Genomic DNA, 24,251 nt, shown 5'->3' with positions numbered 1-24,251 from the left:
AAGGCAGGAGCAAGAAAAATTAGTTAACCTAAAAAATACTCCTTTAGGTAATAGAGTTAATTATAGAGAGCAGGAATTAGAGAAGTTACTTGATTTGAAACATGAGTTCTTACGTAATATAAACCATGAAATCAATACGCCGCTAACCGGTATTATTAGCCTTGGTGAAACCTTATGGGCTAATTATGATAAATTTAATGAAGATCAGCGTCGCAATGCAGTAGAGATTATAGCTAAAAGCTCTATTAAATTAAATAGCTTGATAAATAATATTCTAGATTTTTCAAAATTATCCAGTCTTAATGATGCACTCAATAAAAAAGATATAAACTTAAGCGAATTGCTACATGAAAGGATTAAAATATGTAAGAAATTATATCTAAACGGCAAAATCTTAAATTTTGTATCTGATATTGAAAAGAATATAATAATTATATTCTTTTCAATTTTAACTGTGATCCTCATTGTATTAAACACACATTCGATAATCTAATAATAAATGCTATCAGCTATTGTAGTGAGGGAATAATAAAAATTGATCTACACATGCAAGAAAATAATATCTTGTTTTATAGTATAAAAGACGATGGAATAGGAGTACTGAAAGAGGAATTGCAGAGTATATTCGGTGTATTTGTCGTAAGCTCTAAAACACGTACGGTAGGAGGTAGAGGAGTAGGACTTGCATTATGTAAGAAAGTAATAGAACTGCACGCCGGAAAAATTTGGGCAGAAAACGATAAACAGGGAAAGACTACTTTTATTTTTACGATGCCTTTGTAATTGAAAATGTCATTCCGTTGATCACAGGAATACAGTACTGTTTGTTGTCATACCGTGCCCCGCCACGGTATCCAAAAAACAACTTATAACACGCATTTTTTAACATTTTTACCGGATACCGTGGCAGGGCCACGGTATGACATTATTATGAAAAAAATTATTTTTAATAAACAACGAGATTTTATATCAATTATAGCACCGGCGTCAAGCTGTCTAGATGCACAAGATAAATTAAAGGAAGCTATTAAAATACTAGCGTTGCATGGTTTTAAAACTTTAGTAGATGATAAGATTTTTTCAGGTGATGCATTGCCTTTTTTCGCTGCTTATAAAGAGGAAAGGTTGAGAATGTTTAAAGAAGCTATGGAAAATGAACAGGTTAAAATAATTTGGGCTTTTCGTGGCGGATATGGATGCAGTGAATTTGTAGAAGATTGTTTTAATATAGAACAAAAAGGGGATAAAGTCCTGATAGGCTATAGCGATATTACCGTTTTGCATTTATTACTAAATAACCATTATAATATCCCAACTATTCACGGTTCAGTGTTAACTTCGTTACTACCGCCTACTAATCAGGATATTATGCCTATAATAAATGTTCTTAAAGGAGAAAAGAGTGAAATACAACTTATACCTATAAAGAAAATTAGTGAGGAAAATATAACAGGTACAATAACAGGCGGGAATTTAACGGTTTTAACTAAATTGATTAGTACTGGTTTGCAAATTCATTCTCATTCCTATGCTTCTTTATGTCATTCCCGCAGAAGCGGGAATCCAGAAAAAATAATACTGGATCCCCGTTTTCACGGGGATGACAATAAAATTCTATTGCTTGAAGACGTTAATGAAAAAGCCTATGCCGTACATCGTAATCTAGTTCAATTAAAAAATACCGGTATATTTGAATGCATAAAGGCAATAATCTTTGGTGATTTTACTAAAGGGGATGAGTTTGTAGAACAAGCTATAAAAAGTTTTTGTTTAAATCATATTCAAAATATTGGAACTTATAAAGCAGCAGGAATAGGGCATGGAGAAGTAAATCATCCAGTTATTATGAATCATGAAGTAATTATAAACAGTAATGTTTTAAGTTTTACTAGCCCTTTTGAAATAGTAGAAAACAAATGACAAATTCTATCAGAATAGGTACAAGAAAAAGTCCACTTGCTTTAATACACACTAATTTAGTTATTCAGCAAATCAAACAATTTTTTCCTGATATCAATTGTGAAATAGTGCCGATTATTACTAGCGGGGATTTAATCCAAAATAAACCATTATACGATATAGGCGGTAAAGCTTTATTTTTAAAGGAAATAGAGCAAGCCTTGCTTGATAAAAAAATTGACTTAGCTGTTCATTCTTTAAAAGATGTACCGGGTAGAATACCTGAACCGCTAGTAATAGCTGCTGTTTTAGAGCGTGAAGACCCCAGAGATGTTTTTGTTTGTCTAAAATATAAATCTATAGAAGAGCTGCCGCAAAATGCCGTAATAGGTAGCTCGGCAGTACGAAGAAAAGCATTTATCCAAAAAATAAGACCGGATTTAAAGGTAACGGTTTTTAGAGGGAATGTTGATTCAAGAATAAAAAAGCTAATGACCGGCGAAGTTGACGCAACAATTTTAGCATATACAGGTCTTAAAAGGTTAGAGGTGTTTAATCCGGAGTATTGCCATTTGATAGAGTATTCACAGATGTTACCGTGTATAGGGCAGGGAGTCATTGCAGTTGAGATTAGAAAAGATGATAATGCTATGCTTGAGATATGCAACCAAATTAATCATCTTCCCACTTTTGAACTCATAAAACCCGAAAGAGCATTTTTAGAGTATCTAGATGCTAATTGCCGCACCCCGATTGCTGCTTATTCACAATATCTAGATGCAAATCCTAGACATCTTTCCAAACTCGCTTATAGGGAGGTATTTGAAGGAAACACAGAAGCACTTGCCACCGCAGCGTACAAAAGCAATCGCACAGATGCGAGTACCGGATTGACGTACAAATTACCCCTAGAAGTAGAGTTTGGGAAGATGTCTAATATACAAACCAATTTTATGCTCGGTAACCTTGACGGCAGTAAAATAACTTTCCATACCGAAACTACCAATATAAAAACTTCAACAGAAGCAGGCATAAAAGCCGCTAAAATGATGTTGGAAGCTATCTGTAAATAAATTTTAATCGATAATTTAATTCTTTTTTGCTGCAAATTATAAGATTTTTTTGAGATATGAATAAAACACCCTATCAAAAATCTTATCAATTTTTGCTAAAAAAGCTCTTTACTTGCTAATTACAATTTATTTACAGATAACCTCTTAAATCCACTAGATAAATAGATATTTAGGGAATATACTCCTAAAATATCTAAATTTGCAAGATATTATCATGACAATACAAAGATTTTTAGACTTAGAATTACCAAAAGGACAGTCCTGTTTTTTGTGGGGAGCACGTAAAACTGGTAAGTCAACATATCTGAAACAACGTTTTCCGGATATATATAGATTTATTATAAGCTGATATCTATAAAGTTTACTTTCAAAATCCTGAACGTTTAAGAGAAGAGTTGAAGTCAAAAGACGGCATCTCAACTATTATTATTGATGAGGTGCAAAAAATTCCCTTACTGTTAGATAAGGTTCATTATTTAATAGAATCTAATAAATCTTTACAATTTATCCTTTGCTGCTCCAGTACTAGGCGCTTAAAATCAACAGGTAGCAATTTACTTGGCAGAAGAGCTTGGAGATATATGTTTTTGCTGCTCTATGCTATTCTGAGATAAAAGAGCTTGATTGGCATAAAATTTTTAATCATGGACTAATACCTGATCATTATATTGCATCAAAAAAGATTCATAAATATCTTGCGTCCTATTTATATGACTATATTTTACCTGAAGTACAGTTTGTGAAGCAAATTTAAGAAAACGCGAAGCACTTGCAAGGTTTCTAGAGATTATAGGCATTTCAAACGATGAGATGATAAATTATAGTAATATAGCAAGAGATTGCGGTGTTGATGCAAAAACCGTTAGAACATATCTTGAAATATTAGAAGATATGTATTTAGGATATCATCTTTATCCGTATAGATCACTTAGCAAAAGGCAAATTATTACGGAAATGCCTAAATTTTACCTTTTCGATACCGCACTTAGCAAATTACCTAAGGAAATATGAATATCAGGAAATAACAGGGTTTGATGCTGGTAAATCTTTTGAGCATTATGTATTCTTAGAATTAATAGCTTATAAATATTTAAACAACAAAAGAGATGAATTATTTTATTGGCGTACTAAAGAAGGATATGAGGTTGATTTTATATTTCAAAATAATGATGCATTTGAAGTTAAAATTGCTTCTTCTATACAAAAAAATCATTTAGAAGGTCTATTAGAATTTAGTAAAGATAGTGATTTTAAATTACATATATGGACATTTAGTATAGAGCTAAGTATTATTAAATAAAATTAATATTGGTAGCATAACGTAAGCTTTTATGAAGCTCAAAAAGCTTTTCTAGATATCAAAAGGATAATCCTTCAAGATGTAGACCATAGTGTTACAGAAAAAAGATATTTTTGTTTAGGTAAAGTTGATGGTAATATTTAACAGTCCGTTTTATGTTCCGAGGTAATCATATAAGAATTTTTGGAGCAGGATACTGGCGTAAAGGCAAGAGAATTTATGAGCAAGAGATAAAATACACTGATGGGGAAATAGGGGAAATAAAAATAGTAAAAGATTTCTTACCACATCCTAGAGAACTTTTATTAAAAGATGATTCAGTAAAAGTAACCATTTCTTTAAGTAAAGAGAGCGTAGAATTTTTTAAATCAGAAGCAGCAACTGCACATGTGCCTTATCAAAAAATGATTAGGATTTTACTAGATAAATATACTAAGCACTATAAAGCAAATAGAAGGGTATAATACTATAAACTGAGCTGGCGGATAGGGTGGGATTCGAACCCACGGTACGGTTGCCCGTACGCCAGTTTTCAAGACTAGTGCCTTAAACCACTCGGCCACCTATCCAAGAAGATTCATACCAAATAATCTTATATATTTCAAGGGAAATCTTGCAATATATGAATCTAAATTACAAATCCGAATTGTTCTTTCACTTCATTAACCGTTTCAGAAGCTCTAATTCTTGCTTTTTCTGCTCCTTTGTGCAGTATTTTTAATAAATATTCTTTATCATTCATTAATTCTAAATATTTATCACGTATCGGTTGTAGATTTGTAATAATAATTTCTGCCAAATCTTCTTTAAATTTTGCGAAACCTTGGTTTTGATAATTACCGATTATTTTTTCCAAGCTTTCTTCGGATAAACTGCTATAAATATCTAATAAATTACTAATTTCCGGTCTTGTTTCTTGATCATAGCTAACAAAACTTAAATGATCGGTTTTGGCTTTTTTTATTTTTTGATGAATAAGATCGTTATCGTCTTTTAAATTGATACGGGAAAAATCCGAAATATCAGATTTACTCATTTTCTTTAATCCATCCCGTAAGCTCATGATTCTTGTGCCTGTTTCACTAATTAAAACCTCAGGAACTTTTAGAATTTCTTTGTTAAATTTTCTATTTATTACCCCTGCAATATCTCTTGTTAGCTCTAAATGCTGCTTCTGATCCTCACCTACAGGCACTATATCGGCTTTATATATTAAGATATCCGCTGCCATAAGTACCGGATAGGAAAATAACCCAAGACAAGCCTTTTCTTGATCGCTACCTGCTTTATCTTTAAATTGCGTCATGCGCTTTAACCATCCAAGCGGTGTAACGCAATTTAGTAGCCAAGCAAGTTCAGTATGCTCTTTCACCATACTTTGGGCAAAAATCGTTACTTTGTCGGGGTTAAGCCCTGCTGCTAAATAAACAGCAAGCACCTCCATAATTGAATTGTTAAGTTCTGATGGCTTAATATCAATCGTGATAGCATGCAAATCTGCTAAGAAGAAAAAACAATTATATTCTTCCTGCATTTTAACCCAGTTTTTAATTGCACCAAGATAGTTACCGAGATGTAAAGAACCGGTTGCTTGCACACCGGAAAGAACAGTTTTTTTCATTTAATACCTTTTTATTTTACTCATTGTAAAATTATGTTATAAATACCATTTTAATTAATATAATTATCTTAATAATTATGCTGTGGCGTTTAAGAATTTTATCATTTTACGGATTATTATCGTTATTTACATTTATTTTTTTTCTTATATGTTACATACCAGTAACATTTTTCAATGTCAACTATCACATAAGATATAGAATTGCCATTATCTTTTCTTATGCTTTTGTGTGGCTTGCAAAAATTTGTTGCGGTTTAAAATATGAAGTAGAGGGGCTTGAGAAATTACCGAAGACTATTGCAATCGTCGTGTCTAATCACCAATCCTTTTGGGATCAAATGTTTATGCAACTGATTATTCCTAAACATTCTTGGGTATTAAAGCGTGAATTATTTAATATACCCCTGCTTGGTTGGGGACTTCGGATGGTTAAACCTATTGCGGTTGACCGTGGTACTAATAGCTCGGTTGCTCAGATTTTAAGAGAAGGTCAGGAAAAAATAAAAGAAGGATTATGGTTAATAATATTTCCGGAATCAACTAAAGTTCCGCCTGATAGAACGGTAAAATTTAAACCAAGTGCCGTAAAGCTTGCTTCAATTACTAAAGTTCCAATTGTGATGATAGCTCATAATGCCGGTTTATTTTGGCCTAGAGGTTTTTGGTTTAAGCAACCTGGAACTATAAAGATAAAGATTATAGGTGTAATAGAAAAAGAAGAAATAGAGCAAACAGACGTACGTATACTTAATGACAAGGTTGAGCAAATTATTAACAGTGAAAAGCAAAAATTATTAAATTAATATTAGGTTTTAAAAATAATTAGTATTATCATAAAATTACAACTTAGTTTTTATGGAGGTATTTATGGTAAGGACAACAGCGTTAAAATTAATTGCGGTTATCGATAGTAAGCAAATGATGCTTTACGACGCTCAAGGAGTTAAAATTACTACTAATACACCTTTAAAATTATCTTTGGATTTAGAGGAGCATCACCACCATAGAGAAAAAAGACAAAGCCTTTACCAAAATAAATCTACACCGGCTTCGTTGTTTGAGCCGCATACTTCGCTAAAAGATATAGCACATAAAGAAGCAGCAAGGAGCGTTATTAAACATTTAGAGAAAGTAACTACTGCTGATCAAGCTAAATATAAGGAATTGATTATTGTAGCAGAACCGCAAATGCTTGGATGTGTTAGACAAGAACTTAAAAATGGTCTAAAAAAGATGATTACTAAAGAAATTGCTAAGGATTTAGTGCAACATAGCGTAGATGCAGTGGAGCGAGCAGTATTTTCTTAGATAATCTTTATATGTCATTCCCGCGAAACCGGGAATCCAGTAAAACCTATACAAAACTTGTTTTTTTAGGTTTATTTTGTCAATAATCTGTAATTTTTATACTAGTATTAAGGTGATCCTTTCTAGACTCCCACTTTCGCGGGAATGACATAGAAGTCGTACAACAAGGTTTTTAGTCGTTTGTAATGATGATACAAATTAGGTGCCTAACTTATTAAATATTTCTTTTGTATTATTTGCGATAGTTAAACCAATTTGCTTATCTGTATTCTCAAAAGTTTTTATAGTCTTTTCATTAGGAATCTTAATATGTGGTTTGAAAGGCAAACCGCCGCTATTTATACATTGAGTTAGAAAAATATCCTCATGGCTTCTGACATAGTCATCCCCATTTGCTTAAATATTTCTGCTGCTTCAAGTTTTATATCTGCTGAAACGCGTAATCTAATATCTACTGTATTCATAATATAGCTCCATTCAGTTATTATTATCCGCTATAGTCAAATGATTTGAATTCACTTACATCGTCTCTCGTCGCCCTCCGATTATCTATAGGCTGCGCTTCTCGCTCTTTGTAATTACATCCAACTGATTTGACTACATTTTAGTATATATGGCGGCATGCGTCAATACACTCATATTTTAATTCAGAATAGTTGCACTAATAAGAAAAAGTGGTAAAATATCATATCGAACAAATTAAATATTATGAATAATTATGCCACAAATTTATTTTAACGGTCCGGAAGGACGAATTGAAGGAAGATATGCAAAAGCTACCGCGCCTAACGCCCCTATTGCATTAGTTCTTCATCCTCATCCTTTATATGAGGGTAATATGAATAATAAAGTAGTTTATAATGCCTATAAGATTTTAGCAGATAACGGTTATACCGTCTTACGTATTAATTTTAGAGGAGTAGGGGGATCACAAGGTAAATTTGATAACGGAGTCGGTGAAGTGGTTGATGCGGGGGCAGCTCTCGACTGGTTACAGCAGAATAACCCAAATGCTCAGTCTAATCTGATATTAGGATTTTCTTTCGGAGCATGGATAGCTATGCAACTTGTAATGCGACGTCCGGAAATAAATCATTTTATTGCTATTTCACCGCCGGTTAATACAATTCATAAATATGACTTCTCATTCCTCTCACCTTGTCCTATTCCAGGGTTTATATTACAGGGAGATAATGATAGTATAGTATCGGCAGATGATGTAAAAGACCTAGCAAATAGATTATCTAAGCAACAATCCCATATTAAAGTTGATTATAAAATTATCAATGGAGCTGACCATTTCTTTCGTTATAAAACTGAAGAATTTTCTAAAGCAATAAATGCTTATTTAATAACAATTCAATCTAATTATCATCACCATAATAATAATGTAAATGAAGAAATTAGTAAGCACCCAAAGAAATTATTTTTATATTAGTTTTTGTTGTGTGGTTCGGCTTATCCGTTATTGCGAGCAGGCGTTGTTGCAGGTACCCAAGTCGTCATGGCGAGGAAATTGCGTAGCAATTGACGAAGCAATCCAGTAAAAATTCTGATTTACAGAATTTTTTTATCACCACGCAGCCTACGGCTGCTTGCAATGACGACTTGGTATCCACGCAACAATACCTCGTGGGAATAACATAAAAGAATCCATATCACAACGTCTACAATTCTAAATAAGCTTCTATTGCTAAAATTAATATTTCATCTTTTTTAGCATCTAACTCTTGAGTTAATTCTTCATAAATTTGCCTATCTGATAGAGAAGTAAATTTTTTAAATAGCTGCACTAATTTTAAAGAAGGGATAATACGAAAAGCATCTTTTAATATTTTGATCTTTTTATTAACATTAAGCTTATTATTTAAATTAAAGTAAAATTCTAGTAATTCGTCGTTATAAAAATTTAAATCTACAGCCGTTGCCAAATAATCTATAGCATTAGCCGTATTATTACTTTCTACTTCTTGCTTCGCTGCTAATAAATAATACTCAGCAATTTCCGGCATAGACTCATGTTTATGAAATTTTGCGAGCTTATTCGTTATAAAAATAAATTTTGTCCATAGAGAAAGTCTAGCATAACAACGCATTAAAGTAATTAAATTGTCAATATCAAGTTCATTGAAATTATAAGCCTTTGTTGCGTAATTTTCTGCTTTCTCATAAAAAGATTTATCATAATAAAGTTTTGCTAGATTTTTGCTACCGTAAAAAACAAATTCTTTAGATGTAATAAGTTTTTGAAAATAGGAAATTTTTCTATCTACATCCTCTTCAGTTACGGCTAAGATTAAATTATGGAATTCTTGTGAATCTTTTAGATCTTCAGAAGATAAATTTTTGCGAGCAATAGAAGCAGATTTAGCTTTATTATTCATAATATATTCGGCAAAAGCTAAAATTAAAGCATATCTATCATGATTAATTTTTCGTTTACTAAAAATATTATGTATTTTAGATGGTAAATCGATAATTAATATTAGAAATCTAATGACAATAAAACAAGAAATTAGTAATAAAAGGCCTAAAATAAGACTAAAGAACAAGGTAGTCTCTATATTATAATCATATAAACTAATAAAAACTTTTGAATCAAAGCTCTCTATAAAAGTAAACCCGAAATAAAGCAGTAAAAAAGTAGCACATATTAATAATAACCTAAACATCTTTATTTACAAACTCCTGCATAAATTTTTCTGAATAAAGACAATCGATTAGATAGTTTAAGTTCTCTAAAATTAGAGGTTTATCTTGTTCTTTTATCATCATAGCAGAAGGTTTTTTTTCAATTTTGATAAACTTCTCCAGCCACTTATGGTTGGTAGGAAAAATTACTTCCGTACTACTTGATTTAGAAAAAAGATAATTATTATATGCTTCTAAGTTATTTAAAATATTCCTTATATCTTGAGGCAGCAGGCGGGATTTTACTATTCTTAGTTCTTTACTATAATCCTTATCTTGCATGAAATTATATACTAATAGATTTACATTTAATAAGTAATTAATATAGTCAAGTGATACCCATACGCCTACCTCATCACTCGTCGCTCTCCTATTAGTTATAGGCTTCTTCGCTCCTTGTTCCTTGTATCCGAATGAAGCTGAATTGACTACAGTTTCTAATTTTGGTTCTACTAAATTAGTCGGTGCTTCAGGAAACTTTAAAGAACTTACGTAATTTAAAAGCGACTTGGTAGATAATAGAGGAGCTGCTTCCTTTTCTTCCAGGGTAGTATTTGCTTTATTTTCTACTGCTTGATCAGGAATTTGGCTTAAATCCTTATTTTCACTTTTAAAAAGTTTTAAAATATCGGATCTATTATGATAAAGAGTAAAAGAAGATAGGACAAATATTACTATTGCTATAAAAAAGATGTTTTTGCTTTTAAATAAACTATCGAATTTGTGCATTTTCAGATAATAACTTGATTATATCGTTAAGGTTTTGATCATCACAATAAACCACATTTTTTATAAAAGGTCTAACTATATTTGCAACTTTCAAACTTATGGCTACAACTAAACTATCTTGTAAGTACTCTAGTAAATTATTTTGCAGTAATAATTTTACTAAAGTCCTAGCACTATTTTGAGAATAAAGTAATATAAAATCAATATTATTTTTAAATTCTTTTATAATAGATACGGGCAGCTCATTCAAATATTCTACATTATAAATGATATGTCTAGCTATTTTGCTGGGTAAATCTTTAGTAATTTCATTTGAAGATAAATATATAGTCTGCTCATATAAATCAGGAGGAAAATGCTTAATCAAATCTTCCACATTTTTAGCAGTATACATTACTTTCGTGCCTAATAATCGTTTTGACTTACTACCTACTACCCAAATATCTTGTTTTAAGTTATGACCGGTTAAGATACTTGCTGCATATTTACTAGTTATTATTATATTTGAGTAATTATCTAAAATATCGATATTAAAATCTAGAGTTTTATATTTAATTAAAGGACAATGAATATCACGTAAATCTAAATTATATTTACTTATTTCCTTTATAGTTTCATTATTTTCTTCAATATGTCTAGTTAATAAAACCGATTTCATACAATATTTGTACTCCAATATAAAAAGCAACTGCCCAAATAATAATAGCAGCTATTTTATTAATTATAGTTAAAATCGTACTACTTTTATTTAGCTTTCTAATATTATAACCTGCAACTGCTAAAGAAAAAAACCATATCCAAGATATAAGTATGCAAGTTAAGGTAAATATAATTTTTGCAATACCGCTATACTTTAAAGCACTAATACCTATTACTATAATCGTATCCATAATTGCATGCGGATTTAATATTGACACCGATATAGCAAATAAAATTTGTTTTTGAGCTGAAAAAGCCCCGGAATTCATTGTAAGATCAATAGGCGGCTGATTCCAAGTATTATATCCCATATAAATTAAGAAAATAAATCCAACAATAAATATAGATAATTTTAACCAAGAAATTTCAAGAATTAACAAAGATATCCCAAGAACTGCCATACATATAAGCATAGTATCACATATTGAGGCTGCAATTATGCTAGGTAAAGCCTTGCTAAACTTTGGCTGTGTTGCTCCTTGATTGAATATAAAAATATTCTGTACTCCGAGCGGTACTATTAAACCGAGAGCTAAAACGATGCCATGTAAAAAAGCACTTAATATATCATTATTCATTTAAATAGCCATTTTATATACTAGAGCTATGCTCCAAATTGTTACTGCTCCCATTTTATTAATTATTTTTAATATTATAGCATTTTTATTTAATTTTCTAATATTATAACCAATTATTGCCAATGATAAAAACTATATACAAATAAACAATGTCATTTCCTTGATATTTGTAAAAACCAATATTTAATATACTCATTATATATGGGTTTAATATAGATAATATTGATATCACAATATAGAAACTAAACTTTGTTTCCACATAGAAATAGGCTAAGGTTCTATTGTTAAATTAAAATATGATTGATTCCAAGTATTATATTCCATACAGATTAGAAAAATAAATCCAATTATGAAAAAAGGTATTGCTATATACCAAATCATAAAAATAAAGAAGAAATCATGATTGAAAACGATTATATGTATAAGTATATTATAACATATCGAAGCAACAATTACACTAGGTAGAGCTTTTTTGAAGCTACGATATTTTGCACTTTGATTTAATATAAAAATACTTGGTATAATGGAAGAAATAGCAAAATACGGTATTAAAAATATTATACTTAATATATATCATTCATTATTGTAATTTAGTTTTTATTTTTAATAATATTAATAAAGACGGAATAGTTATAATAGTAGTAAATAAAAAGAAATTTTGCCAACCGAAATTTACTACCATATAGCCTGAAATTATAGGAAAAATTGAGCGCGAAATCCCCATCATCGATGAAAGAAAAGAATATTGAGTAGCTCGAAATTTACCTTGACAGAGTGCAGAAATAAAAGCGATATAAGCAGTCATTGTCATACCGCCGGTAATACTTGCTATTCCTATCGTAATAAATAATAATAAAGAATTTTTACCGTTTATTTCAAGAAAAATAAATAAAATATGTCCTAAAGCATGAATAATACCAAATAAAAATATACTATTTAATATATTTTTATGTTTCATAATAACCCCGCCGACAAGTCCACCGATTATAGCTCCTACAACTCCACAAAACTTTCCAACGCTTGCTATTTCAAAAGCATCATACTCAAGATGAAGCAAAAACGGATTAATCATAACATTAATTAAGTTATCCGGTAACCTATATAATACTAGGAAAATTAATATAAGAATAATGAAATAAACAGAACCTATAGGTTTTAACGCATTATATATAAAATTTATTATGTTTTTTTTATTTTGATTATTTTTTATATCATTCTTGATTATCTGTATATGTATGTTCTCGTTTAAATAACAATACTTAATTCCTACAATCAATAAAATTAAATAAATAAATACTAAACCGGCAAAGATTTTATATATTTCATTAAATGTTAAATAAATAGATAAGTAAATAGCTCCAGAACCGGCTAAAAGCATACCGACCCGATAACCGAATATGTATATTCCTGAAGTAAACCCAAGCGATTCTTTAGGTACTATTTCCGTTCTTAAAGCACTTAATATAGTATCTTGTGCAGCACTAAAAAAAGAAATAATTAAAGCCGTGAAAGCAAATAATAATAGATTAGTACTAGGATCTAGAAAGCTGAAAATATATATAAGAAATATCAATGCACTACTAGTTAAGCAAATCCAAGATAATCTATGACCGAATATTTTGTTTAAATATTTAATTTGCACTGCATCAAAAATCGGTGCTAACAAGAAATTAATAGAGTAGGGAAGCGTTATGAATGATAATATACCGATTGTTTGCAGTGCTATATCTTCTTTAGCAAGCCAATAATTTAAAGTATTACCGGTAATCATTAGATTAAAACCGCTAATAAGCCCAAACAACCAAATAATACATAAACGAGAGTTATTTAACATGAATTTATATACTTCGAGTAAATGAAGAATTGATAGACGAAGATCAACTTCAAAAAGAGCAAGGAGTCTATAAGGCGAGGAGCGGAGCGTATACTTAATACGTGAGCACCGCAGAGCTTATGAAACAACATAGCCAATTTTTGAAGTTGATCGAGTATATATGCCTTTAGCTCTAAGTTCCTATAGGCTTAATATGCAAAAATGTGAGTCTTCTGTTTATTTGCGGCATGTAATGTAATCATGTTATTTTAATTTCTCAATATCTTTCTTATCTAATTTTGTTATTTTCATAATAGTTTCTAAAGAAAGCCCTTCTTTTTTCATTTCTTTAGCCATAGTAATTTTCTCTTTTTTTCTACCTTCTTCAATACCTGCTTGTTTCCAGCTATGAGCTAAGCTATTCATAAGGTTTCCTCCTAATGCAGGGTTTAAATGCGATTTAAGCATTTTTTCTATTTCTATTTTATCATTTTCCCTAATCTGATTCAAGGTGTAGAGGACAAAATTAGCTCTATATAATCTATACCGATATTAACTTTAATAAATTCTGGTAAAAGATCAGCTACTTCTTGCCATCTCTTTAATAAATCTCGTTTGTGGATATGTTTTAAAAAAAACTGCAAGATTCCAGACCAAGCTTTTTCTTTTAATTTTTCATCAGAAATATTTTGAACATTAATTAACTGATAATCATTAATCCATATGTATTTTTTACAAGTTCACTGTTTTCAAATAACTCCCATAGATTAGTCATAAAGTGACAAAAGAATGTAAGAGAAATATAGCTCATTCTTATAAAAATAGCGGGGTAGTATTTTTAAACTTAAAAAATATGCAAAAAAAGCAAGATAAAAATATGCTTTTAGAAACTTTACAAAAGTCAAAATGTGATTTTTCTTTTTCTAACCAAGATTTATTAAATCTTATCGATGAGATGGAACTGTTTTACATATTTTGAGACTCAAAGCCCTTATTTTTCTTATTTCATTTTACACTATGCAGGACCTAAGCCATGGACTACCGATAAGCAGGAATTATGGAAGACAAATCAGGACAAATTAGATAAGATCACAAAATATTACTGGCGATATAAAGAAATAACACCTTGGAGTAGTATAAATTAATTATTTTAATTGACTTTAGCACTTAAGAGATTTAAAAGTTAACTTTAATATTTAAGGTTACAATAAAATGTTACCGCCTAAAATTTTCTTTGAAAAAGTTAAAGAAATAATGTGGCCTATAGAAAGGAAAGAATTAAAGCTATTTATACCTATGGCTTTAATGATGTTATGTATCCTTTTTAATTTTGGGGCTTTAAGATCTATCAAAGATAGTTTAGTAGTACCCTCTATGGGGGCTGAAATTATTAGCTTCTTAAAATTATGGTTAGTATTACCCTCGTGCGTAATTTTTACCGTACTTTATGTTAAACTTAGTAATAACTTAAATTTTGAATATATTTTCTACATTATAGTCGGTAGTTTTTTACTATTTTTCTTATTATTTGCCTATATTATTTATCCAAATCAAGATATTTATCATCCTAATGATGAAATGATAAATAAATTAATTGCTTCATACCCTAATTTTAAATGGTTTATTAAAATAGGTAGTCAATGGAGTTATGCACTGATGTATATTTTCGCGGAATTATGGAGTGCAGTAGTCATAAACTTAATGTTTTGGCAGTTTGCCAATCACATTTTTGATACTTCTAAAGCTAAAAGATTCTATCCCGTTCTTGGAATGGTCGGTAATATCGGTCTTATAATAGCAGGCAGCGTACTTGTCTTTTTCTCAAGCGGGCAGGACGTCATTGATTCAGAATTATTACCGGATTCTTTTAATTCATCTGCCGGAAATGCTATAATGCTTCAGCCAATCATGTCAATTATTGTTACTGCAGGAATAATTGCTATGCTTCTATTTAGAATAATAAATAGATTTATTTTAACAGATTCCATAAATGTTTTAGATGCAAAAAAAGTTACAGCTAAAATGAAAACAAAACTTTCGGTAATTGAAAGTATCAAATTAGTAATTCACTCAAAATATATAGGTCGTATTGCCTTATTAATAATCTGTTATGGATTATTAATAAATATAGTTGAAGGACCTTGGAAAGCAAAAATAAAAGAATTACATCCAAACACTATAGACTATGTTAACTTTATGGGCAGGTTTAATATTTGGATGGGGATATCATGCGTTACTTTCATGATAATAGGCAGTAATATTCTTAGAAGACTCGGTTGGCTCATTTCGGCATTATTAACTCCTATTATGTTGTCTATTACCGGCTTGATGTTTTTTATCTTTATAATTTTTATTGAAGAAATAGGAGAATGTTTCGGTGATTTTAATCTTCTATATGCAGCGATTATTGTTGGAGCAATTCAGAACATACTGAGTAAATCGTCCAAATATTCATTATTCGATTCAACAAAAGAAATGGCGTATATTCCTTTATCTTTAGAGCTTAGAACTAAGGGAAAAGCTGCCGTAGAGGTAATAGGTACTAAATTCGGTAAATCGCTTGGAGCATTTATACAGTCTTTGATATTTATTATTATTCCGACTGCTACCTTTGATTCTATTATAATATATTTATTAGTAACTTTTATAGTTATGATGAGTTTATGGATTTGGAACGTTATAAAATTGAATAAGGAATATGTAGAGCTGTGTAAGTAAACGTCATTGCAAGCGGGCATTGTTGCATGGATACCACCCAGTCATTGCGAGCAGTCGTAGACTGCGTGGCAATCTCATGAAATAATAACAAACTCCTGAGATTGTTTCGTCAAAATTTTCAATTTTTCCTTGCAATGACGAAAAAACTTATCCATACAACAACAGAAAATCACACTATAATACCGATTTAAAGATGAAAAAAATTCTTAAAATAATATTATTTATAACTATCTTTATTATACTCGCATATAGTGGGTTGTGGTTTACTATTATGTTCTCTTTATCACACTCTATAAATCAAAAATATGCCGGTACCAACCTCAATATAGAAGAGGCTGATAATAATCCTAATCAGCAATATCTTATTAAGTTTTCTAAAGTTCAGCCATATGGTTTTCCTTTCAAATTAGGTATTTCAGTAATTAATTGGCAAGAAGAGAGTATTAATAGAGTAACTGAATTTACCACACCGATAAATATCGGTTATGATTTACTTAAGCAGAAATTATTTATACATTTTTCCGGAGAAGCATTCGGAAAATTTAAGCCGGTTCAAAGAGGCTTTGGAGTAAGATTTTATAATGAGAACTGTATATTATCAACAAAAATACCGTTAAATTTTAAATTATTTGAAATAGTACGATTTAAAAAAGATTTATTTGAAGTTATAAATTTAATAGAAAATATTAAATTTACTTCCGGTAAAACAGAAATTTTTGACTTAGTCGATAATCAAAAATTATATGAAGAAGATCATACTATACTTACTATGTTATTTGACAAAAGTAAGTATTATACAAGTAAACAGGATTTCCTTGATAACATACCGCAAAAATTAGCAATTTATTATGAAACCGAAATAGTACAAAGTAACCTTGAAGATAGAATAATACCTGCCGGCTTATTATTATATAGACCCGCTTGGAATAATAATTTCAAATTTTCCGGTAATTTCTTGATTAGTACTAGTAGTGTGCATTTTAAAGATATTGCTAAAGATTTAACAATTGAAGTTACTAATGCAAAAATCAATAGTAATAACTTTGAAAATAATATTAATTTATTATATAAAGGTAAGTTAAACGATTTCGGCAATAATAATATTGATCTTTTGGTAGATTCGCAATTTAAGCTAAAACCTGGTTTTATAATAGGTTCATTAGAATTTATAAAGAAATATTACGATAAGCAAACCTATTTATTTAAACTTTCTGATAATAAGCTATATAAAGATTTTAATAATGAACTAAGCTATATTTTAAATAATAATAAACAATATAATTTTAGTATTTTTGAAGATAGGGAATATAATTTTAATTTAAATATTAATTTAGTAACTGAATTAAACAAATTAACTAGAGCACAGATAAATGCTTTAAGTCTCTATTCAAACACATCGGGATTTAATATAACAAATGAAACTATAGTAAATGCTCTTAAAGATTCTTACAGTAAAGGTACGATAATAATTAATGATTACTCTAGAATAATAGATGTTTTAAGTGCATATATATACGGAGTAGGGGATTTTAAAGATTTTTCGGAAGAGAGTAAGGAAGTATACGGGAATGCTTTGAAATCATTTTTAAAAACTATTTCTGATCACCCGAATTCATCTAATTTAATTGATGCTAGCATTGAGTATGTGTTTGATTTGTCCGATTTAAACAAAGCTAAAATAGGTAATATAGATGATATAAATAAACTTATACCTTTATATTATTTATCTTTATATCAAGCAGCAGTAAAAAAAGTGCAACCCGGTGAAAATGTAAAAGAAAAAATTATGGAGTTAATTCCTAATGTTAATCAAAAAATATTAGAGGAATGTATACTCGATGAACTTCGTTAATCATCATTGCAAGCAACTGAAAGGGGCGTGGCAATCTTAGGGTTTTGGCATGAGATTGCTGCGTCAAAATTTTCAGTTTTTCCTTGCAATGACAGAACAATTTATAAAAATACCAACCATGAATATTATAGTAAAAATACAGCAAGATTTAAAAGATGAAGTAACTAAGTTAAACAATTTAATCATTAGCTGTTTAAAAAGTGATGAAGAGTTAATAGAAAAGGTCGGTAAATATTTACTAGAAGCAGGAGGTAAAAGAATTCGTCCGCTTTTAACTATAATAACTGCTAAAATGTTTGATTATAAAGGCGATAATCATATAAAGCTCGCAAGTGCCGTTGAATTCATTCACACCGCCACATTGCTTCATGATGATGTGGTAGACGACAGCACTTTAAGAAGATTCAAACCTACGGCTAACGTTATTTGGGGCAGTAAAACAAGTATTTTAGTGGGTGATTTCCTCTTTAGTCAGTCTTTTAAGTTAATGGTAGCTTCCGGCTCTATTAAAGCTATGAATGTTCTAGCTAAAGCTTCAGCAATTATTTCCGAAGGGGAGGTAGTACAGCTAGTGAAGTTAAATGAACGACGTATTATAACTATAGACGAATATCAGCAAATAGTTAAATCTAAAACCGCCGAACTATTTGGAACTGCTTGTGCAGTTGGAGCTATTATAGCAGAGCAGGTAGACCATATTTCTAAAGATATGCAGGACTTTGGGAAATTACTCGGTACGATATTTCAGGTTATAGATGACTTGCTTGATTATTTGGGTAATGATAAACAGGTAGGCAAAAATATTGGCGATGATTTCTTAGAAGGAAAAGTTACGTTACCGCTGATTTTTTTATATAATAAGTTAGCGCAAGATAAGCAGCTTTGGCTTGAAAATATAATTAAATGTGATAAGCGTACTAAAGATGACTTTGTAAAAATACATGACTTAATGGTAAAGCATGAAATGTACAATGAAACAGTTAATTATTTGAGTAACTTAGAAAATGCAGCAAGTAAGTTATTAAATAAAATTCCGGTTCAGAATATTTATAAAGACTATTTGTTTTCGATTATTAAATTTATTTTGGAGCGCTCTTATTAGTTATTTGCATTCGTAGCTCAGCTGGATAGAGCGTTGCCCTCCGAAGGCAAAGGTCGTTGGTTCAAATCCAATCGAATGCACCACCACTTATCATTTATTTTCCATAATATAGATTATAGAACAATTACTTTTAGGATGCATGTCAATATGTTTAGGGATTGACGAATGGCTGGGACGGGAGGATTCGAACCTCCGGATGACGATACCAAAAACCGTTGCCTTACCACTTGGCGACGTCCCAAATGTATAGACTTTATACCAATAAATAGCGGAAACGTCAATTACAATATAAATTTATTTCATTATTAAGCCAATTCCTCGCTTGCGTGGATAATAAATCATAAATTTTAGCTCTAATTTTGTTATAATATTCCTTGATATAGTTTATTTCATCAATATTAAGTAGTTTCATATCAGTCAATTTACTAGCATAAGGCACTAGGCTTAAGGTCTCAAACTCAAGCCATCCATTATTTTCTTTTACATACATCAAATTCTCAATCCTAATACCATATTTTCCAGGAACATAAAACCCCGGTTCATTAGATAAGATCATACCTGCTTTAAGTATTGTTTTATTACGAAGATTTATGCTTTGCGGTCCTTCGTGAACACTTAAGAAGCTCCCTACCCCATGCCCTGTACCGTGTGGATAATCTAGCATTTCTTGCCATAAATATTGCCGAGCGAGTATATCAAGATTAGCTCCTGCGATGATATTTTTTGGGAATTTGGCTTTAGCTAAAGCAATATGTCCTTTAAGTACTTGCGTATAACGCTTTTTCTGCTCATCTGTCGGTGTACCTATTACTATTGTTCTAGTTATATCGGTAGTAGCACCTTGATACTGACCGCCGGAATCTATCAGTAATATCCCCTGCCCTTCAATTTTTTTAGCAGTTTTTTGGTCAGCTCTATAATGAATAATAGCACTATTTTCCTGAAATCCGCAAATAGCAGGAAAACTATCCGAAACATAGCCCTCTTGTTTAGCTCGTTGCTCTGTAAGCTTTAAACCGAGGGAATACTCGGTCAATTCGTTATTATGTTTTTCTGGATCCCCGTTTTCACGGGGATGACATTGAGAAAAATCAGCAAAAAATTCACATAAAGCTACTGCATCTTTAATATGCAAATCGATTGCATGCTTAATTTCTACATCGTTCTTACAAGCTTTAAGCATTAAGCATGGATCGGTAATTTTTTGTACTTTTTTATCAGCTACTAAGTCCATTATATGAACAGATGCTATAGTATCATCAATAAAAATTCTATAAGCTGGTTTGGAAAGATGTTTATTCTCGCTATCTCTTAAAATATTTTCAAATTCTTCTTCCGGTAAAATCGTTATTTCAGGACGAGCATTAATAATTTCGGCATCGATTCTTGTAGGATTTATAAACAAATATAATTGTGTAGAAGTGAGTATAACTTTTGCAAACATTAAAGGCGTATAAGCAACGTCACTGGCACGCAAATTTAGTAACCAACATATGGAGGAGCTATCGAGAATGACTAAGGCAGATTGCTCGGTGTCATTCCCGCTTTCCTCTATGTCATTCCCGCAAAAGCGGGAATCCAAAAAAATTTCACGACATTTACTTATTTTATCAGTATGACTAACGCCCGCCAACTTAATATCATGCAAATAAACTTTAGAGTTTGGCTCTAGCGGCTGATTTGGCCAAATCTTATCAACTAAATTTCCATTAATCTTCTGAAAATTGAACTTTAAATTTGATATAGTGGGATAAGTAAATAATTCAGAATCGTATCCTATTTTTGCATCTTTACCAAACTTAGATATATCTTTTAAGTCAAAAAGCTTAAAAAGCTCTAAATCCAGCTCTTTATTTGCTTGCTCTAAATAACGTCCATCGGTAAAGAATAATGCTGTATCTTTATATATAATAGCTATACCGTTTGAACCAGTAAAACCTGTTATATATTCAAGTCTCTTTGCATAGCTTGGAACATATTCACTCATATATTTATCGTTAGACGGAATTATATAACCGTCTATATCATATTCTGTGAATAAATTTCTAAGCAGATTAATGCGGATTTTTGTCATGTTTATATCTCTTATGTCGTGCTCTTGCCCGCTGGCTGAGCCGTCATTGCAAGGAAATTACTTAAGTAATTGACGAAGCAATCCAGTTAAAAAATTCTGATTTACAGAATTTTTTTATTATTTTTTCTGGATTGCCACGCTCCTTGCAGTCGCTCGCAATGACAGCTCAGCATCCAGCTAGGCAACGCTCATAGACGGGAATGACATTTATACCATCCATAATACAAAGGAATACCAAAGATAGTAAAAGAACTAGCTATAATCAGAGTTTTAACAGGTGTTTCATAGATAACCCATGCACAAAAGATAATCGATATTATAGCTATAAGTAAATAATAATAAGAAAAATTTTCTTTTGAGCTAAAAATCACCTTTAAAAAAGCTAAGCTACAAATTAAATAGACGAATAAGAATGTGATTGCCGAGAAATCTATTATTTGTGTAATCTGTTTGGCAAAATTATCATTTGCCGTAAAGACTAATAACGGCACAATGCCAAGGCAGCTTACAATAATTCCGTGAGTTGGAGCGTTATTGCTATTTTTCTTAGCAAAAAATTTCGGTAATAAACCGTCTTCTGCAAGCCCAAGAGCTATCTGTCCGCTAGTTAGCACCCAAGCATTGAGTGTACCTATACATATAATCGAGGCTATAACCGTAATTACGCTTGACCATTTACCCCCGAATAATAATGAAGCGGCATCGGCATAAGGAGCTTTAGCACTGACGAGTTCAGAAGCAGGGATTAATCCCATTATACCTATGCTATTAATAATATATAACACTGCTACGCAAAAAGTTCCAACTATTATGGCTCGTGGAATGGTTTTTGCCGGATCTTTTACCGCACTTGCCGTGGTAGTTGCACATTCTATGCCGATAAATCCCCAAAAAGTAAGAAGTACAACTCTTCCCATAATGCTCGGAATGCTTAAATTCTCTACTTCCTCGGCAATAGTTATATTATCTATATTAAAATATGATAAAGCACATAAACCTACTATAAGCAATGGAACAAATTTTAAGAGAGTTAAATAAAACTCTGCTTTTCCTGCTACTTCAGGACCTTTTAAATTTAAAACCATAATAGCACCTAATAATATGATCTGTAATATTAAGTCTAAAATCGCTTGTGATTTAAAAAAAGGCGTTAGATAACCTATTGCCGAAATGACTACTATACTTGTACTGACAAAGGATATAACCCAGTAAGTCCAACCGGTGAAAAAAGCTATTTTATCCCCGAAATTTTCCCGTACATAAACGTGCGGACCTCCTGTTTTAGGAAATTTTGCACAAAGGGTAGAAAATACAAGTGCTATACTCATAGCACCGAATAATGAAAGTACCCAGCCCCAAATGCTGTATATACCGAACGGTGCTAAACTTAACGGCAATATAAAAACGCTAGTACCGATTTGACTGCCGGTTACTAAGGCAAAAACCGCCCAGAAACCTAATTTTTGTGACATATTAATCTAATTTAAAGAAACAGCTTTAACATAGCTGAAATAATGATTTTTAGCAATAGTTAAAACTACTATAATTATTTTACTCTTGATTTCTAAACAAAAGATTGATAGCTTTTTAAGCTATCAAAAATAATCTTAGGAGTTAATATGCCAAATCGCACCGCTAAAGTTTATACAGTGAAATCAGGAGATGCTTTATCAAAAATTTCACAAAATTATGATACTCCTGTTCAGGATTTAGTTAAATATACTAATATACGCGATCCTAATCATATCGCAGTAGGCTGGGGGATTTCATTTTCCGGTGATTTGCATGATTTTTCTTAAAATAAAGCTATTGGTGTAATAGTCAACTGCAATTGACTTTTTATGGATGTGCTGTAATTGCTAGAATAGTGTGATATTATCTTTGTTTAGTCCATAATACCAAAAAATTCTATAAGCAGTTTTATATTTATGGGTATTTAAACTAGGATGACGAGGGGTTGCCTGTAGATATGCCAGTGTTTTTTTACTGCTTTTAAACGTTTTTCCAATCCTTGATTATTTTCGAGTTCTTCCAAATCTTTACTAGCTTGAATAGTAAAAAGAATTTTCAAAGTCATCATCTAAATATTTACTGAAATCTTCTATAAATTTAACTTGCCCTTTAGCAGAATCTTTAATACCGTTATTTAATTGCGTTAAAACCTTTTTGTGATTAAATAGCCAACTTTCTTTTAAAGGTATTTCCGTATAGGGTTCTAAAATAATTTGTCCTTTTTTACTATTGCTTCTAGAATAGACTTTTTATCATTTTCGATATCAGCATCTCTCATAAGTCTAATTTCAGCCCTTCTTTCCTTTTCTTCTGTATTAAGCGGAGAAAAGAAATCAATTCTTTCCTCTAGTGCTTTTCGTAAGCTTTCAATGTTAGGTGAAGGATAAGAGAATATTTTATTATAAACCCAGTTAAACATATTTTAAAACCTTTATTGATTCTAAAGTGTTACACGCTAAAAGATTTGCCGCAGCCGCAATTAGCTTTTTCGTTAGGATTGGTGAAAGTGAATTGGGATTTGAATTTAGTCTCTACATAGTCCATTTCAGAACCTAGAATATACATTAATGCCTTTGGGTCGATTAGTATCCGTACGCCCTTTTCTTCAACTACTTCATCGAATTGATTTTTACTATCGGCATATTCCACGTAATAAGTCTGACCGGCACAACCGCCTGACTTAACCCCTACCCTAATACCAAAGGTAGGCTTGGCGCGTTTTTCTATTAGCAATTTTACTTGCTTTGCAGCAGAATCGGTTAATGAAATAACATTTTTCATA

General features: G+C 31.0%; 30 protein-coding genes, 3 tRNA genes and 2 pseudogenes. 17 read left to right on the top strand and 18 right to left on the bottom strand.

All coding sequences use genetic code 11. The features are described from left to right. The first annotated feature begins 94 nt into the window (after positions 1-94). The 8 genes from RSL_RS09995 (at position 95) to RSL_RS03890 (ending at position 4,736) form a co-directional block, all read left to right on the top strand. Positions 95-493: a sensor histidine kinase gene (locus RSL_RS09995; RefSeq protein WP_014419838.1), complete on the top strand. Its 399-nt coding sequence runs from the start codon at positions 95-97 to the stop codon at positions 491-493. Beyond that, the gene (locus tag RSL_RS09990; protein WP_324602883.1) at positions 436-783 is read left to right on the top strand and encodes a sensor histidine kinase; all 348 of its coding nucleotides are present in this window, start codon (positions 436-438) and stop codon (positions 781-783) included. Before RSL_RS09995 ends, RSL_RS09990 begins: the two co-directional genes overlap by 58 nt. A gap of 147 nt (positions 784-930) precedes the next feature. Next, positions 931-1,920, top strand: a complete 990-nt coding sequence (locus RSL_RS03910) for an LD-carboxypeptidase (protein WP_014273552.1) — start codon at positions 931-933, stop codon at positions 1,918-1,920. After that, the gene (gene hemC / locus RSL_RS03905) at positions 1,917-2,972 is read left to right on the top strand and encodes a hydroxymethylbilane synthase (protein WP_012150935.1); all 1,056 of its coding nucleotides are present in this window, start codon (positions 1,917-1,919) and stop codon (positions 2,970-2,972) included. Before RSL_RS03910 ends, hemC begins: the two co-directional genes overlap by 4 nt. A 395-nt stretch (positions 2,973-3,367) precedes the next feature. Further along, positions 3,368-3,586 carry an AAA family ATPase gene (locus RSL_RS07870; protein ID WP_231287652.1) on the top strand — a complete coding sequence of 73 codons (219 nt, stop codon included), beginning with the start codon at positions 3,368-3,370 and terminating at the stop codon, positions 3,584-3,586. 181 nt (positions 3,587-3,767) lie between these two features. Beyond that, positions 3,768-3,983: a DUF4143 domain-containing protein gene (locus RSL_RS03895; protein WP_377184049.1), complete on the top strand. Its 216-nt coding sequence runs from the start codon at positions 3,768-3,770 to the stop codon at positions 3,981-3,983. Next, positions 3,880-4,272, top strand: coding sequence for a DUF4143 domain-containing protein (locus RSL_RS07865; protein WP_407635700.1), 393 nt, complete (start codon positions 3,880-3,882; stop codon positions 4,270-4,272). The genes RSL_RS03895 and RSL_RS07865 overlap by 104 nt, the downstream gene beginning before the upstream one ends. 155 nt (positions 4,273-4,427) lie before the next feature. Continuing rightward, entirely contained in the window at positions 4,428-4,736 is a 309-nt protein-coding gene (locus RSL_RS03890) for a hypothetical protein (protein WP_014273551.1), read from the top strand. 15 nt (positions 4,737-4,751) lie between these two features. Here the strand turns inward: RSL_RS03890 and RSL_RS03885 are convergent. Next, positions 4,752-4,841, bottom strand: a tRNA-Ser gene (locus RSL_RS03885). 59 nt (positions 4,842-4,900) lie between these two features. Then, positions 4,901-5,893 carry a tryptophan--tRNA ligase gene (trpS, locus tag RSL_RS03880; RefSeq protein WP_014273550.1) on the bottom strand — a complete coding sequence of 331 codons (993 nt, stop codon included), beginning with the start codon at positions 5,891-5,893 and terminating at the stop codon, positions 4,901-4,903. Between the two features lie 77 nt (positions 5,894-5,970). Here trpS and RSL_RS03875 point away from each other — a divergent pair, with 77 nt between their 5' ends. Next, positions 5,971-6,696 (top strand): lysophospholipid acyltransferase family protein, encoded by a 726-nt coding sequence (locus tag RSL_RS03875; protein ID WP_010977331.1) that lies wholly within the window; start codon positions 5,971-5,973, stop codon positions 6,694-6,696. A gap of 64 nt (positions 6,697-6,760) precedes the next feature. Beyond that, entirely contained in the window at positions 6,761-7,201 is a 441-nt protein-coding gene (locus tag RSL_RS03870) for a host attachment protein (RefSeq protein WP_004998294.1), read from the top strand. Positions 7,202-7,399: 198 nt separating this feature from the next. Here the strand turns inward: RSL_RS03870 and RSL_RS09560 are convergent, their stop codons facing one another. Together RSL_RS09560 and RSL_RS10485 are read right to left on the bottom strand one after the other, a co-directional pair. Next, positions 7,400-7,528, bottom strand: a complete 129-nt coding sequence (locus RSL_RS09560) for a hypothetical protein (RefSeq protein WP_012262417.1) — start codon at positions 7,526-7,528, stop codon at positions 7,400-7,402. A 23-nt stretch (positions 7,529-7,551) separates the two neighbouring features. Continuing rightward, positions 7,552-7,665, bottom strand: a complete 114-nt coding sequence (locus RSL_RS10485; RefSeq protein WP_014273549.1) for a type II toxin-antitoxin system RelB/DinJ family antitoxin — start codon at positions 7,663-7,665, stop codon at positions 7,552-7,554. Between the two features lie 254 nt (positions 7,666-7,919). Between RSL_RS10485 and RSL_RS03855 the strand changes: the two genes are divergently transcribed. Further along, positions 7,920-8,639 (top strand): alpha/beta hydrolase, encoded by a 720-nt coding sequence (locus RSL_RS03855; RefSeq protein ID WP_012736801.1) that lies wholly within the window; start codon positions 7,920-7,922, stop codon positions 8,637-8,639. A gap of 229 nt (positions 8,640-8,868) precedes the next feature. Here the strand turns inward: RSL_RS03855 and RSL_RS03850 are convergent, their stop codons facing one another. The 8 genes from RSL_RS03850 to RSL_RS09545 form a co-directional block, all read right to left on the bottom strand. Then, entirely contained in the window at positions 8,869-9,873 is a 1,005-nt protein-coding gene (locus RSL_RS03850) for a tetratricopeptide repeat protein (protein ID WP_014273548.1), read from the bottom strand. Then, a complete protein-coding gene (locus tag RSL_RS03845; protein WP_014273547.1) occupies positions 9,866-10,621 on the bottom strand; it encodes a palindromic element RPE2 domain-containing protein in 756 nt (251 codons plus the stop codon). Before RSL_RS03845 ends, RSL_RS03850 begins: the two co-directional genes overlap by 8 nt. Beyond that, positions 10,605-11,279 carry a uroporphyrinogen-III synthase gene (locus RSL_RS03840; protein WP_014273546.1) on the bottom strand — a complete coding sequence of 225 codons (675 nt, stop codon included), beginning with the start codon at positions 11,277-11,279 and terminating at the stop codon, positions 10,605-10,607. The genes RSL_RS03845 and RSL_RS03840 overlap by 17 nt, the downstream gene beginning before the upstream one ends. Further along, on the bottom strand, positions 11,257-11,898 hold the full coding sequence (locus RSL_RS03835; protein ID WP_010977336.1) for a LysE/ArgO family amino acid transporter: 642 nt from the start codon (positions 11,896-11,898) through the stop codon (positions 11,257-11,259). The genes RSL_RS03840 and RSL_RS03835 overlap by 23 nt, the downstream gene beginning before the upstream one ends. Beyond that, positions 11,899-12,021, bottom strand: coding sequence for a hypothetical protein (locus RSL_RS03830; RefSeq protein ID WP_012150903.1), 123 nt, complete (start codon positions 12,019-12,021; stop codon positions 11,899-11,901). It lies immediately after the preceding gene. 457 nt (positions 12,022-12,478) lie between these two features. Continuing rightward, positions 12,479-13,732: an AmpG family muropeptide MFS transporter gene (locus RSL_RS03825; RefSeq protein WP_014273545.1), complete on the bottom strand. Its 1,254-nt coding sequence runs from the start codon at positions 13,730-13,732 to the stop codon at positions 12,479-12,481. Positions 13,733-13,975: 243 nt separating this feature from the next. Beyond that, positions 13,976-14,221 (bottom strand): RpnC/YadD family protein, encoded by a 246-nt coding sequence (locus RSL_RS09550; protein WP_041472089.1) that lies wholly within the window; start codon positions 14,219-14,221, stop codon positions 13,976-13,978. Next, positions 14,218-14,397, bottom strand: a complete 180-nt coding sequence (locus tag RSL_RS09545; protein WP_231283001.1) for a hypothetical protein — start codon at positions 14,395-14,397, stop codon at positions 14,218-14,220. The genes RSL_RS09550 and RSL_RS09545 overlap by 4 nt, the downstream gene beginning before the upstream one ends. 86 nt (positions 14,398-14,483) lie before the next feature. Here RSL_RS09545 and RSL_RS10675 point away from each other — a divergent pair. From RSL_RS10675 to RSL_RS03790, 5 genes and pseudogenes are all read left to right on the top strand, one after another. After that, positions 14,484-14,856, top strand: a pseudogene (locus tag RSL_RS10675) (glycosyltransferase family 8 protein); the annotation flags it as partial. A 67-nt stretch (positions 14,857-14,923) separates the two neighbouring features. Further along, entirely contained in the window at positions 14,924-16,429 is a 1,506-nt protein-coding gene (gene tlc3, locus RSL_RS03805; RefSeq protein WP_014273542.1) for a nucleotide exchange transporter Tlc3, read from the top strand. A gap of 193 nt (positions 16,430-16,622) precedes the next feature. After that, positions 16,623-18,281 (top strand): hypothetical protein, encoded by a 1,659-nt coding sequence (locus RSL_RS03800; RefSeq protein WP_014419834.1) that lies wholly within the window; start codon positions 16,623-16,625, stop codon positions 18,279-18,281. Positions 18,282-18,399: 118 nt separating this feature from the next. Further along, positions 18,400-19,383: a polyprenyl synthetase family protein gene (locus RSL_RS03795; RefSeq protein ID WP_014419833.1), complete on the top strand. Its 984-nt coding sequence runs from the start codon at positions 18,400-18,402 to the stop codon at positions 19,381-19,383. Positions 19,384-19,389: 6 nt separating this feature from the next. Further along, positions 19,390-19,466: transfer RNA gene (locus RSL_RS03790), tRNA-Arg, on the top strand. An 83-nt stretch (positions 19,467-19,549) separates the two neighbouring features. Here the strand turns inward: RSL_RS03790 and RSL_RS03785 are convergent. The 4 genes and pseudogenes from RSL_RS03785 to RSL_RS03775 form a co-directional block, all read right to left on the bottom strand. Then, positions 19,550-19,624 (bottom strand) — tRNA-Gln (locus RSL_RS03785). A 36-nt stretch (positions 19,625-19,660) separates the two neighbouring features. Further along, positions 19,661-21,457 carry an aminopeptidase P family protein gene (locus tag RSL_RS03780; protein WP_014273539.1) on the bottom strand — a complete coding sequence of 599 codons (1,797 nt, stop codon included), beginning with the start codon at positions 21,455-21,457 and terminating at the stop codon, positions 19,661-19,663. Between the two features lie 60 nt (positions 21,458-21,517). Then, a pseudogene (locus RSL_RS08730) lies at positions 21,518-21,630 on the bottom strand (lytic transglycosylase domain-containing protein); the annotation flags it as partial. A gap of 15 nt (positions 21,631-21,645) precedes the next feature. Beyond that, complete coding sequence (locus tag RSL_RS03775; protein WP_014273538.1) at positions 21,646-22,929, bottom strand: APC family permease; 1,284 nt, start codon at positions 22,927-22,929, stop codon at positions 21,646-21,648. A 147-nt stretch (positions 22,930-23,076) separates the two neighbouring features. On the opposite strand from RSL_RS03775, the gene RSL_RS03770 reads away from it, so the two are divergent. After that, positions 23,077-23,256, top strand: a complete 180-nt coding sequence (locus tag RSL_RS03770) for a LysM peptidoglycan-binding domain-containing protein (RefSeq protein ID WP_010977346.1) — start codon at positions 23,077-23,079, stop codon at positions 23,254-23,256. Between the two features lie 416 nt (positions 23,257-23,672). On the opposite strand, the gene RSL_RS03765 is transcribed toward RSL_RS03770, so the two are convergent. Then, positions 23,673-23,888: a hypothetical protein gene (locus RSL_RS03765; RefSeq protein ID WP_014273536.1), complete on the bottom strand. Its 216-nt coding sequence runs from the start codon at positions 23,886-23,888 to the stop codon at positions 23,673-23,675. 29 nt (positions 23,889-23,917) lie between these two features. After that, positions 23,918-24,250 (bottom strand): iron-sulfur cluster assembly accessory protein, encoded by a 333-nt coding sequence (locus tag RSL_RS03760; RefSeq protein ID WP_004998325.1) that lies wholly within the window; start codon positions 24,248-24,250, stop codon positions 23,918-23,920. Position 24,251 lies beyond the last annotated feature (1 nt).

The sequence above is a fragment of the Rickettsia slovaca 13-B genome (assembly GCF_000237845.1).
In the GTDB taxonomy this organism is placed as follows: domain Bacteria; phylum Pseudomonadota; class Alphaproteobacteria; order Rickettsiales; family Rickettsiaceae; genus Rickettsia; species Rickettsia rickettsii.
This window is presented reverse-complemented; position numbering and strand designations above follow the sequence as displayed.